This window comes from Colwellia sp. NW0002-52-1 (assembly GCF_057550865.1).
Window position 1 is genome coordinate 90,964 of sequence record NZ_BAAJLU010000014.1, and the last position, 15,289, is coordinate 106,252.

The 15,289-nt window shown below is 36.2% G+C and carries 14 protein-coding genes; all 14 read left to right on the forward strand.

All coding sequences use genetic code 11. From position 1 onward, the window contains the following. The first annotated feature begins 11 nt into the window (after positions 1-11). The 14 genes from AC27H3_RS13765 (at position 12) to AC27H3_RS13830 (ending at position 15,008) form a co-directional block, all read left to right on the forward strand. Positions 12-704, forward strand: coding sequence for an ABC transporter ATP-binding protein (locus tag AC27H3_RS13765; protein WP_487107040.1), 693 nt, complete (start codon positions 12-14; stop codon positions 702-704). Beyond that, a complete protein-coding gene (locus tag AC27H3_RS13770; RefSeq protein WP_487107042.1) occupies positions 694-1,977 on the forward strand; it encodes an ABC transporter permease in 1,284 nt (427 codons plus the stop codon). Before AC27H3_RS13765 ends, AC27H3_RS13770 begins: the two co-directional genes overlap by 11 nt. Before the next feature lie 280 nt (positions 1,978-2,257). Beyond that, positions 2,258-4,708: a M1 family metallopeptidase gene (locus AC27H3_RS13775; protein ID WP_487107043.1), complete on the forward strand. Its 2,451-nt coding sequence runs from the start codon at positions 2,258-2,260 to the stop codon at positions 4,706-4,708. Beyond that, positions 4,698-5,198 (forward strand): DUF6702 family protein, encoded by a 501-nt coding sequence (locus AC27H3_RS13780; RefSeq protein WP_487107045.1) that lies wholly within the window; start codon positions 4,698-4,700, stop codon positions 5,196-5,198. The genes AC27H3_RS13775 and AC27H3_RS13780 overlap by 11 nt, the downstream gene beginning before the upstream one ends. A 372-nt stretch (positions 5,199-5,570) precedes the next feature. Continuing rightward, positions 5,571-6,644, forward strand: coding sequence for a hypothetical protein (locus tag AC27H3_RS13785; RefSeq protein WP_487107047.1), 1,074 nt, complete (start codon positions 5,571-5,573; stop codon positions 6,642-6,644). 239 nt (positions 6,645-6,883) lie between these two features. Continuing rightward, positions 6,884-7,477 (forward strand): DUF2975 domain-containing protein, encoded by a 594-nt coding sequence (locus AC27H3_RS13790; protein WP_487107049.1) that lies wholly within the window; start codon positions 6,884-6,886, stop codon positions 7,475-7,477. Further along, the gene (locus AC27H3_RS13795; protein ID WP_085305855.1) at positions 7,477-7,707 is read left to right on the forward strand and encodes a helix-turn-helix domain-containing protein; all 231 of its coding nucleotides are present in this window, start codon (positions 7,477-7,479) and stop codon (positions 7,705-7,707) included. The genes AC27H3_RS13790 and AC27H3_RS13795 overlap by 1 nt, the downstream gene beginning before the upstream one ends. Positions 7,708-7,727: 20 nt before the next feature. Further along, on the forward strand, positions 7,728-8,222 hold the full coding sequence (locus AC27H3_RS13800; protein WP_487107050.1) for a helix-turn-helix domain-containing protein: 495 nt from the start codon (positions 7,728-7,730) through the stop codon (positions 8,220-8,222). A 633-nt stretch (positions 8,223-8,855) separates the two neighbouring features. Further along, entirely contained in the window at positions 8,856-8,990 is a 135-nt protein-coding gene (locus AC27H3_RS13805) for a hypothetical protein (protein ID WP_269844052.1), read from the forward strand. A gap of 56 nt (positions 8,991-9,046) precedes the next feature. Next, entirely contained in the window at positions 9,047-10,279 is a 1,233-nt protein-coding gene (locus tag AC27H3_RS13810; protein WP_487107052.1) for a zinc metalloprotease, read from the forward strand. Beyond that, complete coding sequence (locus tag AC27H3_RS13815; RefSeq protein WP_487107054.1) at positions 10,276-11,124, forward strand: hypothetical protein; 849 nt, start codon at positions 10,276-10,278, stop codon at positions 11,122-11,124. Before AC27H3_RS13810 ends, AC27H3_RS13815 begins: the two co-directional genes overlap by 4 nt. A 2-nt stretch (positions 11,125-11,126) precedes the next feature. Continuing rightward, on the forward strand, positions 11,127-12,113 hold the full coding sequence (locus AC27H3_RS13820) for a lysophospholipid acyltransferase family protein (RefSeq protein WP_487107055.1): 987 nt from the start codon (positions 11,127-11,129) through the stop codon (positions 12,111-12,113). A gap of 78 nt (positions 12,114-12,191) precedes the next feature. After that, on the forward strand, positions 12,192-12,533 hold the full coding sequence (locus AC27H3_RS13825) for a PDZ domain-containing protein (protein ID WP_487107057.1): 342 nt from the start codon (positions 12,192-12,194) through the stop codon (positions 12,531-12,533). Between the two features lie 333 nt (positions 12,534-12,866). Further along, positions 12,867-15,008, forward strand: a complete 2,142-nt coding sequence (locus AC27H3_RS13830) for a hypothetical protein (protein ID WP_487107059.1) — start codon at positions 12,867-12,869, stop codon at positions 15,006-15,008. Positions 15,009-15,289 lie beyond the last annotated feature (281 nt).

Consider the following 15,289-nt stretch of genomic DNA (forward strand, 5'->3'; position numbering starts at 1 on the left):
ATAAGCCAGCAATGATAATTGATCTCGTTAATCTTAAGTTTAGCTACGCTGAACAATCCAGCTCTCGTGTGATAGATATACCATCTTGGTCATTATCTGCCGGTGAGCATACGCTTATTCACGGCTCATCAGGCAGCGGTAAGTCAACGTTATTAAACATTTTAAACGGTTTACTCTCGGTTGATAGTGGTCATGTAAAAGTGCTTGGCCAACGTATTGATGAAATGACAAACCGGCAGCGTGATACTTTTAGAGCAAACAACATTGGTTATGTTTTTCAGCAATTTAATTTAATTCCATATCTTGATGCTATCGATAATATTCAACTGGCAAACTACTTTTCAAAATCAAAATCAATATCAAAATCCACAATCACCACAGAAATTGAAACATTACTTCAAACGTTAAACATAGCAGAAAAAGATTGGAAAAAGCCGGTACGTGCACTAAGTATTGGTCAGCAACAGCGTATTGCTATTGCACGTGCGCTCATCAATAAACCGACATTAATTATTGCCGATGAACCGACTTCATCACTCGACCAAGAAAATAGCGATGCTTTTATGAAGCTTTTAATGGCACTTGTTGATAAACATGAAATAACATTATTATTTGTGAGTCATGATGTCTCATTATCACACTATTTTTCCCGTATCGAATTACTAAGTGATATTAATCATGCAGGAAATCTACATGCTAATTAAACTTGCCCTGAAAAGCCTACATGATCGCAAAGACTCCATTGTTTTATCAATTATCGCGATGACCGTCAGTGTTTTTGTTTTACTCGGTGTTGAGCATATTCGACATCAAACAAAAGAGAGCTTTGCTAATACCGTTTCTGGGGTTGATATAATAGTGGGGGCACGAACTAGCAGCTTAAATTTATTACTGTATTCAGTGTTTAAAATTGGCAGTGCAAGCAATAATATAAGCTGGCAGTCATTCGAAAAAGTGGCGAGTAACCCTCAAGTAAAATGGGCGGTTCCCATTTCGCTAGGCGATTCTCACAAGGGCTTTAGAGTACTAGGTACCACCCCTGCCTATTTTCAACACTTTAGCTACGGCAAAAAACACAAGCTATTATTTAAGCAAGGGCAAGCTTTTAGCAATGTATTTGATGTGGTTTTGGGCTATCAAGTAGCCGCTAAATTAGGTTACCAGCTAGATGATAAGCTTGTATTAGCTCATGGTATAGGCAAAAACAGTTTTAGCTTACATGCTGAGAAACCATTTACCGTTGTAGGGGTTTTAGCTCCAACCGGTACACCTGTAGATCATACGTTACATGTTAGCTTACAAGGAATAGAAGCAATACATTATACTGGTAAAAACAATCCTTATTCTCATCAAATTGATGCCAGTCAAATGCATCATCACCACAAAGAAGCTGATTTAACCACACAAGTAGCCTCTCATTTAACCCCAAAAAGCATTACTGCTTTTATGTTGGCTCTTAACTCAAAAATGTCGACATTTAAAATACAGCGCGACATTAATAATGATAAACAAGAGCCCCTATTAGCCATATTACCCGGTATCGCATTGTCAGAGCTTTGGCAGATAATGGGGGTTTTAGAAAGCACACTGTTTTTAGTTTCTATTTTAGTCTTTATTTCAGCTAGCTTGGGTGTAAGTGCCATGTTGCTCGCTTCAATTAAACAGCGAACAAGAGAAATACAGCTATTACGTGTGATTGGCGCACCTCCTTTATTTTTGTTTTTGTTAATTCAACTCGAAGCTTTATTTATTGCCATGATAAGCTGTGCGTTAGGCACAGCCATACTGCTAGCCAGTTTATCTTTAACGCAAAATTATTTAGCATCTTATTTTAGCCTGCAAATCAGTATGAATATATTTACACCTAATACGCTCATGTTAATAATAACAATGCTTGTAACATCTGCGCTTGTTGCAGTAATTCCATCAATTAATGGTTATATAAAATCAAAAAAATATTCTTTATCAGATAGATAGAGCGTAAAATTACTTTCCTGCGCGAAAAAATTGAATGTGAATAACCACTAATTATCAAAATAAAAGTAAGGCGTTGCTAAAATTTTACGATATGCTCTTGTGCGCTAAATGCAGGCACTTTAAAATACCACTTGAACACCTGTAATGTTACAAGGTAACATTACAGCATGTGTATATATTTTTAGTCTTAAAATATATAACCAATATCTATTAACGTTATGCGCTCTGTCGTAGCTAAAAATAAAGCCAAATTATAAATTAGTGTAATAAAAGGAACACCATGTTCATTAAATTAATTAAAATAACACTGCTATCGTTAACTGCAATTGCTTCGGCAAATGCGGCGATACAGCAAACCAAAGGCGATTTTGTTGATAAATTTCGTCAATTGGATGAAAGCTTACCAACACCTAACGTATACCGAAATGCGGCCGGAGAACCAGGCCACAAATATTGGCAGCAACAAGTAGACTATAAAATTAAAGCTAAATTAGACGAGAAAAAGCGTCGTATTGAAGCTACTCAGTCAATCACTTATTACAACAACTCTCCTGATACCTTGAAATACTTGTGGGTGCAGTTAGACCAAAACAAATTCCGCAATGACTCGCTTTCAGCTACAACAACCACTTTTGGTGGCATTGGCAACCGAGGCCCTGGTACAGCAGCGGCAACATCAAGCAAACCAGCACAGTTAAGCTTAGGTGCACTTCGTCGCCAGCACTTTATGGATGACAATGTTGTTGGTTATGACATTCAGTCGGTTACTGATAGCAAAGGCAATAAATTACATCATGTCATTGTTGGCACAAATATGCGTATTGATTTACGCAATAAATTAGCGCCAGGAACTCAAGTTAAATTCGGCATTGATTATGCTTTCAATATTGTTGAAGAAGATGCTGTTTCTGCACGTTCAGGGTACGAACATTTTCCTGACGATGCCCGCAAAGGCGGTAACGACATTTTCTTATTAGCTCAGTGGTTCCCACGTCTTCACGCATACACTGATTATGAAGCATGGACTAACAAAGAGTTTATTGGCCGTGGTGAATTTACCTTAGAATTTGGTAATTATGATGTTGAACTAACGGTTCCTGCTGATCACATTGTTAGCGCTACAGGTGAACTAACCAATGCTAAAAAGGTACTAACATCTACGCAGCGTAAGCGTTTGAAAGAAGCTGAAAAAGCAGATCGTATTGTTTTCATCGTTACTGAAGAAGAAGCCTTAGAAAACGAAAAAGCTGGTACCAACAAAACTAAAACATGGAAATTTAGTGCTAAAAATGTACGTGACTTTGCCTGGGCTTCATCACGTAAATTTATGTGGGATGCACGTGGCCATCAACAAGGTGGTGACGAACAACCTTCTGTAATGGCAATGTCGTTTTATCCAAAAGAAGGTGGTGATTTATGGAAGAAATATTCAACTGAATCAATCATTCATACCTTAGAAGTTTACTCACGCTTCTCATTTGATTACCCATACCCTGTTGCACAGTCAGTAAATGGCCCAGTAGGCGGTATGGAATACCCAATGATCACATTCAATGGTCCGCGTACAGAATTACAAAAAGATGGCAGCCGCACGTATACGCAAGCAGAAAAGCGCTTCTTAATTGGTGTTGTTATTCATGAAATTGGACATATCTATTTCCCGATGATCGTTAACTCTGATGAGCGACAATGGGCATGGATGGATGAAGGTTTAAACAGCTTTTTAGATGGTGTTGCTGGTCGCGAATGGGATCCAACCATTCCATGGGGTGTTGAACCACGCGATATTGTGAGTTATATGAAGTCTTCAACGCAAGTACCGATTATGACCCAGTCTGACAGCGTTTTAAAACTTGGTCCAAATGCTTACACTAAACCAGCAGCGGCTTTAAATATTCTACGTGAAACCATTCTAGGCCGTGAATTATTTGATTTCGCTTTTAAAGAATATGCAACTCGCTGGAAGTATAAGCGCCCTACTCCGTCAGACTTTTTCCGTACCATGGAAGAAGCTTCAGGTGTTGATTTAGATTGGTTCTGGAGAGGTTGGTTTTACAGCACAGATCACGTAGATATTTCTTTAGATAAAGTATCAAAGTTACGCTTAGATACCAAAAACCCCGACATAGACTTTGACCGTCAACGCCAAGAAGAACTAGACAAGCCATTGTCTAAAACTGACGAGCGTAACAAAGCTGAAGGTAAAGAGTTATGGGTTGATCGCTTTTCAGACATCACTGATTTTTATGACGAAAACGACCGTTTTACCGTGACAAATAAAGAGCGAAATAGCTATCAAAAATTCCTTAAGAAACTAGAACCTTGGGAACGTAAAACGCTAGATCGCGCGATTAAAGAAGACAAAAACTACTACGTGTTAGATTTCTCTAATAAAGGCGGTTTAGTAATGCCGATTATCTTAGAGCTAACATTTACTGATGGCAGTAAAGATACGCAATACATTCCTGCTGAAATCTGGCGTCGTACGCCTAAGGCTGTAAGTAAGTTGATTATTACTGACAAAGAAAAAGAGCTAGTCAGTGTAACGGTTGACCCTCGTTGGGAAACAGCAGATGTTGATGTGCATAACAACCACTACCCGCGTCAAATTATTCCGTCTCGTATCGAAGCATATAAGAAGAAGAAATCTACCAAAAAGGTTTCTCGAGATATCATGCAAGATATAAAAACAGAATTGAAGAAAGAAACTCAAGGTGACAATGAAGAATAGTACCCCCTTCATTGTTATGCTGATATTGGGGCTGCTTTTTGCAGCCCCATACTCTTTTGCACATCAGCAAAAGTCGGCAATCACTAGCGTTTCATTTAACCCAAGAACACATAATATTGAGATAATGCATCGTTTCAGAATTCATGACGCTGAGCATGCAGTTAAGTATATTTTTGGTAAAGACGCCGACATTATCGGCTCAACAAAAACACAACAGCAGTTTAGCAACTATGTAAACAAGCACTTTTCAATGTCTACGGCTGGTAGTGCTTTAGAGTTAACCGCTATTGGCTATGAAAACGATGGACAATTCTTTTGGGTATACCAAGAGGCCGTTGAGCCACCGACCCTGAAATCGCTAAGCATTCGTCACAATGCCCTTCAAGAAATATGGCCCAGCCAAGTTAATACGGTCAATATTGAAGGGAAAGGAAAACTACAAACAATGACTTTTGATGACTCAGTAGAGTTACTTGAAGTTACGTTCTAGAACACCTTTATCGATAACTTGTTTAATAGGCGTGTTTTAATGATTTACTAATGATCAAAACCACGCCTTTTATCAAGCTATTTTGAATAAATGACAAAAACGCTATATTTTCATTAAAGTTAAAACGACGTACCTTGCAAATGGTGCCGTGCAAATGAATTAGCTTGTTCAATAAAAATTTACCAACATTATTATCAACAGAGCAATCAATTTTACGCCAAGGCGCTGCATAATACCTCCTCAATTTTTGATGTATTTATATACCTATAAAAATACCACGTTCGATTAATTTTAAATTAAGATAATAGCTCGTAAAATATATGTGTTATCCGTATATTTCATATAAGCAACAATTAAATTTATTGGTTGAAAATGTCTTATAAAAAACGTGCGCTCTTAGTAGTAGCCACTATTGTGATTATTATCCTCATCTTCAGTCATATGCTCTATGGGTATTTTGAGCTTACTTTTGATAAGTTAGCAGCTGTTTATCAATCAAGCCCTCACTTAAGCTCACCTGTCACGCCTAATAAAAAAGAAAGCAACGATCACTCATTAACAAATATCGCAGCAGATCAAAACAGCCAATCATTTTCGGCCTCATCTAGTCCTCATAAAGCCAACAAGGTAACCGTAAATAGATGCCGAATTCCTGAGTTAGTTAACATTACTACACAGCGCCAAAAATATACCAAAAATGATGGTTCGATAGATTATCGTGTCAGCAAAAATTATTACCAATTAGAAACAAACTTAGGAAAGGGATATGAACCATTTTTAGAAGAATTAAACCTAAAGCTTAATGCTGCCTTTCAACATATTGAAAATCGACTAGACATACGGCTTAATAAAAAAATCAAATTACAGATTGTATTTCTAACTTCAAGAACAGAATTTGAAAATTATTTAAACGCCTTAGGAGCTCCACCTAGAGGATATCAAGGCATGTATCAAAGTTATAATAATTTAGCTGTTGTAGAGTTTGTAAACCATAAACAAGCGATAAATGCCGCTATACATGAAGCTATTCATGCTTTTAATTATGCCTATTTTGGTTATTCTTTACGATTTCTGAATGAAGGCATGGCGCAGTATCTTTCTGCTATTTCCAGCAATGGTTCAATAGCAACATTCAATTTTTCATGGTTAAAGCACCAACGCTACCCGCATCAAATATCAACATTGTTATTTTCTGAATTAGACTGGCATGGCAATAATAATCATGAGTTATACCAAAACAGCAATGCATTGTTTCATTTCTTAATGACAAATGCTCAAGGCCGAGCATTAGTTCAACAGATACTAAAACTCGAAATGAAAGAGCACTGTTCAGCGCTAACACAAGGCGTGATAGAGGAACTACTATTCGAACATTTTCCAAACCATCAACAAGAGTTTGATTATTGGTTTGAAAATAGTCTCAATAGTTTTTTAAGTGAAGAATAATGTTAAATATTCAATAACCGAAGACTTCTAGATCAACTAGATAATTATTTACTTTAGATCAGGTAACTAAGCTTCGATGGCGCTAATCATATACTAGAAATAGCAACTTACCACCCCTAATGCCCTTTCATAAAGAAACGTTTATCATGCATTTTTTATCGATAAACGATAAATAAATTGACCTAAAATCTTTATTGATTATAATTATTATCATTACTAAAAAAATTATAGCAATCAGAATGTCAGATAAATATAGTCAAAAAACACAAACAATACATAGAATTATACGACTTAGTAAAATTACTAAGTTGATGATCCTTATTGGTGGAGCAATTCATATTAGTGTTTTTCTATTTTTTGTTGGACTTAACTCCGATGCAGTGCAATCAAAACAAAGCTTCGGTGATAATAATGTCAATTTATCAGCCATTAGTGAGAAGTGGTCAAGCTATGCGAGTTCACTTGAAAGTTCTGGCCTAAATAGTTTCTGGATTTTAGGTACTGTTGATTTTATTGCCCAACTATTCGTCTTATTTTTTCTCTTCAAATTATTCTGTTTATATGAAAAAGGCGAAATATTTATGGCGCAAAGTTGTCGATATTTGCAACTCATAGGAATCACTTTGTTTTCATACGGTATCGTTATGATATTCCTGCCTTCTGCAGTTTCATTCATTATAAATTTATTATTTGAATTTCCTAAGCTTGAAGTAAATTATTACTTTGGTAGTGCCGAATTAACTCAATTAATTTGGGGTGCTGTAATTTTAGTGATCTCTTCAATTATGAAGGAGGCTTGTACCATGAAAGATGAACAAGGTTTAGTTATCTAATGGCAATAATTGTCAATCTGGATGTGATGTTAGCTCAACGAAAGTTGAAATTGAAAGATCTATCAAAACAGATAGATATCACGATACAGAATTTATCCGTACTTAAAAGTGGTAAAGCTAAAGCAATTCGATTTACCACCTTAGATGCTATATGCGAAGCACTCGATTGTTGTCCTGGCGATATTTTGCAATATCAAGCAGACAATAACACTGAAATGGAACAAGATTAGGCACAAATAAGGAAAATGACATGGAAAGTATAATGCTAACTATTACGTTATGTATTGTATCAGTTATGGTTTTTAGTTTTTTCAATCTGAAACGCTTTGAGAATACAGTAACGGAAACCTTTTTTAAAAGATCGGGTAATAAATTAACCCGAGAGCGTGAACAGGATTTAATACTGACCAAAGCTGCAATGGTTTTGATTTCAGAGCATTACTGTGACCCTCAATTTAACACAGAAAAACTTGCACTTATGCTGAATTCAAGCCCACGTAGTTTACAACGAAAATTTAAAGCAACATATCAATCATCGCCAAGTAAAGAAATAAAAAAATCACGCCTAAAACACTCAGTTACTGGACTGAATGCTAACCTCCAAATTAAAAGAGTTGGATTTGAGAGCGGTTTTTCATCGGCATCATATTTTTGTAAGTGCTTTAAAGAGTACTACGGGTGTACCCCTTCTGAGTACTTAGTTAAAAATAATAAAAATCCCCCCAAATCGACAACATTAATATAAACGCTATTGTCCCATTAAGGCTAAGTATAAAAACGCATTAAGTTTGATAGAAAATTTTCAACAACGTATTTATTTAACCGCAATCATCGTTAGGTATAGCTTGTTATTACGATAAATAAAGCGACCAAAGAAAACAAAGAATATGCTCAAGTAATACCACTTACCAAGGTGTTTTTTCTGCTTAAAAAAATCGGCTCTTATATATTAATAAGATTACCTCTAAAACTCACTGCTTATAAAATTCTGTCAAGAACCTAATTAAACCTCATTATAAATATGCACAGCAAGCACTTAATTACCTAGACATTAATTGAATAGAATATAAGTTTTTGAAAAAGAATTTCATTTCCTAAGTCTAAAAGTAAGGTCATTTCATCAGCTCAAATTAAATATGTAAAAAATATGATTGTAATTTTTTACATTCGAAAAATCCTTAGCGCTATTAAATAATATAGCTGCCTAACAAAGCTAATATTTTTCTGACTGTTACTTGTAATTTATCGCCAGACTCATTTTTTAAAGGGCTTGGCGTGTTTTTACTATTTTTTTTATTCTGTCGTGATGCAATCATAATTTGGTCGAGGCAATGACGTTTCGATGAACTTAAAATTATTATAAATTAAGGAAAGTCACATGAATAATGATAAAAATGAGCTAAACACTGAATATACTGTAGAAGCTTTAGAAGCACGTTTTGAAATGGAAGCAGTCGTTGATGATGGCGGCGCTGAAACAGATGGAAGCTGCGAATGTAAAGTTACTTGGTAACTTAAAGCGAGAGGGGTCGCCCCCTCTCAATTTTGTCTCTTACTGATTAACTTAATATGCCTATTCAACTTCATCAAAACATTGAAATTAGCGAATTTATTTTGACGACAACTTCATCGCCAGAAGAGAAAAACAATAAATTTCTCATCCAATGTGAACATCTTAACTTTGTGGTATCAGCACCTGTAAAATCATTAATTGAGAGTTTACTTACTTATCAAAATTCGAGTCAATCATTGGTTGAAAGTTATTTTATAAAAACTCGCTACAAGGCTACTGAAGAAGACATTATCGCGCTGGCTCATCAACACATTCCCAAAGAGCTTTTTGCAGATATGGAGCTTCCTCCGCAACGAAACCCTTTTATATTTAGTATGACTCTGTTACCTGAGCATATATTAAATTACTTATCTGTTTTATTGACCCCATTATTTAATAAGTGGCTAAGTGCAGCCCTCGCCCTTGTTTTTATCTGTGTTCACTTTTCGCTTTTCGCTAATATTAGCCATGCAGCAACACTCGGCATATCGATGTCAACCATCCCCATGTTTCTACTGGCAATGCTAATGAGTTACTTTATTCACGAACTTGGCCATATAACTGCTTGTAAACGCTTCAATTGTCCGCACGGCAGCATAGGTTTTGGTATATACATAGTGTTCCCTGTATTTTATGCTGACGTTTCTAAAGCATGGCGATTATCACAAAAACAGCGTGCTGTTGTTGATTTAGGTGGGATATATTTTCAATTAATACTGCTGATTGTTGTTGATTGCTACGCCTTTTTCTATGAAAGCCAGTTTGCTTATGTCTTATCTTGGACAATCACCCTAACAATGCTACATACCCTCAATCCCTTTTTTAAATTTGATGGTTATTGGTTGCTCAGTGACCTCAGTGGTATTACTAACCTTCATGACAAAATGCGCACAGCGCTAAATCGCATAAAACATAAAGTTTTCAAAGGTACACCACTGAACTTTAAAAATGACAAAACGCTATACTTGTTAGTACCTTATAGCTTAATGGCAATGTTATTTTTTACCTATATTGCAACCTTTCTAGGTAGTAAGCTTTGGCAAACGGGGCAAGAAATTGCTGCTGTGATCTCTTCTCTGCCCAATAGTAGTTTACTTAGCAATATTGACCTAATGCTAGAGCAAGGTACCTTACTTTCATTGCTAAAAGCCTTAATGTGGGCAGCGCTATTCACATTACTACTTTCTTTTTATTTAAAGCGTATTAAAAACTTATTAGTCAATAACAATGTAAAGGCGAGCAATAAATGAAATTTTTCTTATCTAAATTTTTAAATATGAATGAAGATTTTTTATTGTTGACGGAACAAAATAAACAGCTAGGAGTTTTTTGTGCCTCAAATGCCACAACAGTTAACGAAAAAAATAGCCCCCATCATTTAGCGGCAATGGAGAAAGTTGATAATAATATTTCAATGTATACCAGCGAAAAAACTTCTCAGTCGAATTATAAAAAACCTATACCTTTTGAACAAGCTAGTGTTATCAACGCTGCGTATGGTAGTGCCTTAATTGAGCTAATCGCAAAAATGTACTGTAACCCTTCACTTCATTTTTACTTGATTATGGATCAGATTGAAGTATTACCTTATTTAAAAAGGCTGATCTCGTTATCGCGTATTACTTTAATAAACCATCAAAAAGCATTAAATCCCTTGCCTGTACTATCTTCTGAAACACAAATATTTATCAGTGTTCCTGAGTTTCACCCGAAAAGCTTAACCAGTGAGTATAGAACGTATATTCATGGACAAGCCTGCATGTTCTCGACATATTCTTGGTTACTTAGTGCTAAAAAAAATCTTCCATCATACTTCCTCAATGTGGAACAAAATTTAGTCTTAGTAAAACACCCAAGTGATATGTACAAAGACTTGTCACTCAGTTATCAATCGCCAAATGGCAGCATATATAGCTGGAGTAGGCTAAACAATCATAAAGTAGAGCGATTAGAAAAAGTGTTTATTTCTCAAGTTAATCAATTAGAAGCGCTACTCAGGCATTTAAGGCCTAGGTTAGAATCTACTGATTTACAACCTACATTTGCAGCAATTAAGCACCAGAAAACAGTCGTACTACAAAGGAACAGATCATAATTATGTTACCGATTACACAGCGCCTCTCACAACACCTGAATGCTTTTACAAGGCTTGTTACTGATCAAGAAACTCGACAACAATTACAGCAATCTTTGCAACGCATTAATCCTAAGTTTAATCACTTAAAAATATATCAACACTTTCAATCAATGGCCCGAGTAGATGAACTAAATAACTTTTGTTTATCTAGTACTCGTGAAAATTTAAAGCGCTTCATTAGCGCTAAAGTTTGGGTAGACAAACCTAAATATTGGCATCAGGCGCATACCTTTGATGGGCCCGTTATTTTTGTTACACCACATTATGGACCTTTTGCTATTGGCTGCTTAAAGGCTGTGCTTGATATGGGTGAAAATAAAACTGTCAATGCCTTTTACGATCCTCCAGAAAAGAATCCAACCACAGCGGTTTATAAAGAGGTTTTAAGTAGTTTAGGTGACAAGTTCAATCCAATATTCAATGACAATCGGGGCTTAGTCAGGGCTTTAAAATGTCTTAAAAACAAACAGATATTAACAATGATGCCTGATGTATTTGACTTGTCTGGGCAGTCTATTTCAATTCCTTTTTTCGGTCACTTTACTACAGCAATGGCAGGTACAGCATTTTTAGCACTTAAAACTAATGCTCTGATCATGCAAGCGTATTGTGTACCTGATAACAATGGTGGTGTTAAATGCATTCTTCATAAACCATTTCAGTTTAAAAGCACAGATGATTTTGAACAAGACACCTACGACCTAACAAGTCATTTGTTTAAATCAATCGAACAGCAGTTAGCCCATGCACCACAACATTGGATTTACCTAAGACAATTAAATAACCGACTAGGCTTGCCGCTACCTGAGCAACCTAGTTTCTCTATGAGCAAACATAAAATACTTGCTCTAGCAAACAGCTTACAATTAGAGACCGCTTCAATTAAAAGTGCGTTGAATGTCGCGAATAGTCATGTTGATTTAAACAAGTCACAAAATAATTTTTAGTTTGAGAACTGCACTTGCACACTTTTAATTACACAGTATTCATTATCAAATATATAATTGATAATAGTTGGAGGTTTTATGTATAAGTATTTATCGGTATTGTTTTTAATGTTATTTATTAATCCGAGTTTCGCTGCAGAAAAACGTGATCTTGGTTTTAAGTTAGATGTAGTTGTTCAAGGCTTTTTCTCCCCTGAGGTGAAACAAGCCACCGTGAAGTCGGTAAGAAGTGGTACATTAGCCGAATCTGAAGGCGTGAAAGCGGGAGACCAATTACTCGCTATAAATGGTTGCGAAATACCAAGCTGTCCGGCAAGCACAGCAAAAGCACATATATCTCAACCTATAGGCACCATGGTAAACTTTCAATTTAAAAAAGAAAATGGACAGCAATACTCAGTAGACATTCAGTTAATGTAACCTCCATAGTTTGCATTCGGTTCTTTGTTAAACTTTGCCATAAATAGATACTCGACAAACGCTATTTAGTTTTTAATTTTATGCTCAATAGCGCCTCTTTAATTATTAGTGCGCTATCAACAAGTCATTATTAGGTTAGTAGTAACACCCCTCTTTGCTCCCTAAAAATCAGCATATAATCTAACTTATTGAATTTAAATGAAACCATCTTTTCATGTGTTCAAAATATAATGATCTTGCCGTGTATTTACCACGATTATAGGTTACGTCAAATTGAAATACATAAACAGCCTATGCTACTGTCAGGTTACTACATCTAAACAAGGATTTATTTTGAGTAGCCAATCGTTATTTATTAATGCGCGACGGACTTCTGCGCAATCTATTTTCATTCTTACTTTGTTGTTGCTCGTTGGCATTCAAGCACCAGCTTACTCACAAGTGCTACATTCACAAAAATTAGTGGGTAATTGGGCACTTCCTAAAAGTAATCTGGGTAGGATAGAGTTAACTTTATGGCACGATACAAGGTGGTCTCAAGATTTTCGCAGTGTAGGTGTGTTGCAGGGCGTGATATCGTTTGCTAAGCAACCGCAATGCAATACTAATGTGGCATTTCCTTTACGCCAAAACGATTTGTGGGTGGCAAGACAAGTAGGTGAAAAGAAAGACATTGATAGTCGCAATAGAGCTTTTAAGTTAATGATTCCAAAAAGTGTTGGAAGGTATAGGAAAAATAATGAGGATCATGCGCAAGCTAAAAAATGCAAAAGGATATGGGAATTTCTCCATTTAAAATCTTTTGTTGCTCCCGTTAAAATGACCGGCAATATGTCTATTATTATGGGATTTAAACTTGTAGAGCTCACTAGAGTGAAACCCAGTGATGCGCAAAATCAGATGATTAAAGAATATTCAGGCGGTAAACCCACTGCTGTTGAACTTGCCATTATACAAAAACCTCAGAATGTGACGGCCGATACTTTAACGAAAGTGCCAGCAACTTGCGCAATGTATTTTGGTGAGTTAGCCGATATCAAAGTTCAAATTAAAAAGGTATTCCCTTTTGATCTCTTGCATATAGAGTCTTCGCCGCAGCAAGATATTCTCGTAGGGACCAAAAGAGGAAGAAGTGGACGAGGGCCAACGGAATATCGTCAGCCTTTGCCATCTAATGTCAATATTAAGAATTTACAATATGACATCTATAAGTATGGCAATATCTATGAGCATCCAGACAAAACAGATTGTGAAACTATTAAAAATGCTTTTATGTTAACTGGCTTGATTAGTGATAAAAAAGTCGATTTATCGCAACTTGTTGTCAATTTACCCTCTCAAATTGATAAAGAACAAAAACTTAAGGATTTAACTCGCTTTTACTTAGTCGACTCAAGTGGCGTAGATCAAATACCTTCCAACGGCACTGACTTTAACCAATCAGTTGCCATTAGAGTGTATGGTAAAACTAACGCTTACAACCCTAGTGACAGAACACGATATACTATATGGGACAGCAAGCAACAAAAGTTGTTAATCAGAAATACCATGAAAAATACCGAAACCGGCAATATTATGCGTGATATTGAAGGTGGCGCGACAAATACTACTTTTAAGTTCAGTAAAAATACCAGCCAGCAACACTCTCATCCTGTATGGCAGTCTAGTCGGTACCAGGTAATTGATAAGTCGGGTAATACACAGCCTAATCAAGCCCTTTGTATTGAATGGGTCGCTGGTAAAAATGACGCCACTGAAAAGTGCTTACGTAAATCTCCCCTCGCTGCAAATAAAATGCGAATGATGTATTTAACACAAAGTGAAAAAGTCGCCATAGCGCTTTTTAACGAATTGGCGCCCCAGACAACCATAAATGCAAACCAATTAACTAAACGCTGCGAAAACAAGGAACTATGTAATTTACCGGGTGGCGAGTATTTAGATGCAATGCTACGTACTGACACCGCCACGATAAGTAAATTAGATGCACAGTATTTAGGAAAACTTCAAACGTTCATGAATAACAACCCTCTTAAAGAGCTAGTTGAAGCTACAGGAGGAAAAATGAATATGAATATGAGTATGTCGAATGCCGCGATAAAAGAATATTTATTCAATTACCAGAATAACGATAGAGAGTGTATGGCTGGAACTTCAACTTATACTGCCCATGGAAGTTCTGACACGGTACTTGAAGTTGATAGTTTTGGAAATTCAAGAGTCATTGCAGAAGGTCGTAATTACACTGAGCACTTCAAAATTCCTAGCGATTTACTTGGTTTGTGTCAGGAAGTTTGTGAAGTCCGTGCTATGTCGCATGCCTTCTTTAATGAACATGAAGTGGTGCGAGGCGTGCGTAAAATGCAGGAAACCTTTAAATGTGATTCGGCACTCATTAAGCAATTTGAAAAAAGTATGGGGCAGCTCAGATCAATAAGGAACCAAGGACCAATACTACAAAGAAATACTGTATGATTTTGCGAATACTTACCCTGATTATAAACCTCAACATACAGCTTGATGATACATATTCAAACTGACTAAGAGGTGATTTTGTCGTACAGCTTACCAATAAATTTGGCGATAGCTCACTGTTATGTCGAAAAATAAAATCTGTAAAGTGGGATACCCCACTTTACTCCTCTAAACGTTAACTAAAATTTAAACTTGCCCTTTTTCTATCAAGCATTCCACTATAGCGTGTTAAAATAAGGGCCACTAAAACAACAATAGCGCCTACCCAAGGTGTGTACATT

What these genes read in the sequence shown, in the direction of transcription:
- AC27H3_RS13770 (WP_487107042.1), top strand. Translation starts at nt 694, where the DNA reads ATGCTAATTAAACTTGCCCTGAAAAGCCTACATGATCGCAAAGACTCC.
- AC27H3_RS13775 (WP_487107043.1), top strand. Translation starts at nt 2,258, where the DNA reads ATGTTCATTAAATTAATTAAAATAACACTGCTATCGTTAACTGCAATT.
- AC27H3_RS13820 (WP_487107055.1), top strand. Translation starts at nt 11,127, where the DNA reads ATGTTACCGATTACACAGCGCCTCTCACAACACCTGAATGCTTTTACA.
- AC27H3_RS13765 (WP_487107040.1), top strand. Translation starts at nt 12, where the DNA reads ATGATAATTGATCTCGTTAATCTTAAGTTTAGCTACGCTGAACAATCC.
- AC27H3_RS13780 (WP_487107045.1), top strand. Translation starts at nt 4,698, where the DNA reads ATGAAGAATAGTACCCCCTTCATTGTTATGCTGATATTGGGGCTGCTT.
- AC27H3_RS13810 (WP_487107052.1), top strand. Translation starts at nt 9,047, where the DNA reads ATGCCTATTCAACTTCATCAAAACATTGAAATTAGCGAATTTATTTTG.
- AC27H3_RS13790 (WP_487107049.1), top strand. Translation starts at nt 6,884, where the DNA reads ATGTCAGATAAATATAGTCAAAAAACACAAACAATACATAGAATTATA.
- AC27H3_RS13805 (WP_269844052.1), top strand. Translation starts at nt 8,856, where the DNA reads ATGAATAATGATAAAAATGAGCTAAACACTGAATATACTGTAGAAGCT.
- AC27H3_RS13795 (WP_085305855.1), top strand. Translation starts at nt 7,477, where the DNA reads ATGGCAATAATTGTCAATCTGGATGTGATGTTAGCTCAACGAAAGTTG.
- AC27H3_RS13800 (WP_487107050.1), top strand. Translation starts at nt 7,728, where the DNA reads ATGGAAAGTATAATGCTAACTATTACGTTATGTATTGTATCAGTTATG.
- AC27H3_RS13825 (WP_487107057.1), top strand. Translation starts at nt 12,192, where the DNA reads ATGTATAAGTATTTATCGGTATTGTTTTTAATGTTATTTATTAATCCG.
- AC27H3_RS13785 (WP_487107047.1), top strand. Translation starts at nt 5,571, where the DNA reads ATGTCTTATAAAAAACGTGCGCTCTTAGTAGTAGCCACTATTGTGATT.
- AC27H3_RS13815 (WP_487107054.1), top strand. Translation starts at nt 10,276, where the DNA reads ATGAAATTTTTCTTATCTAAATTTTTAAATATGAATGAAGATTTTTTA.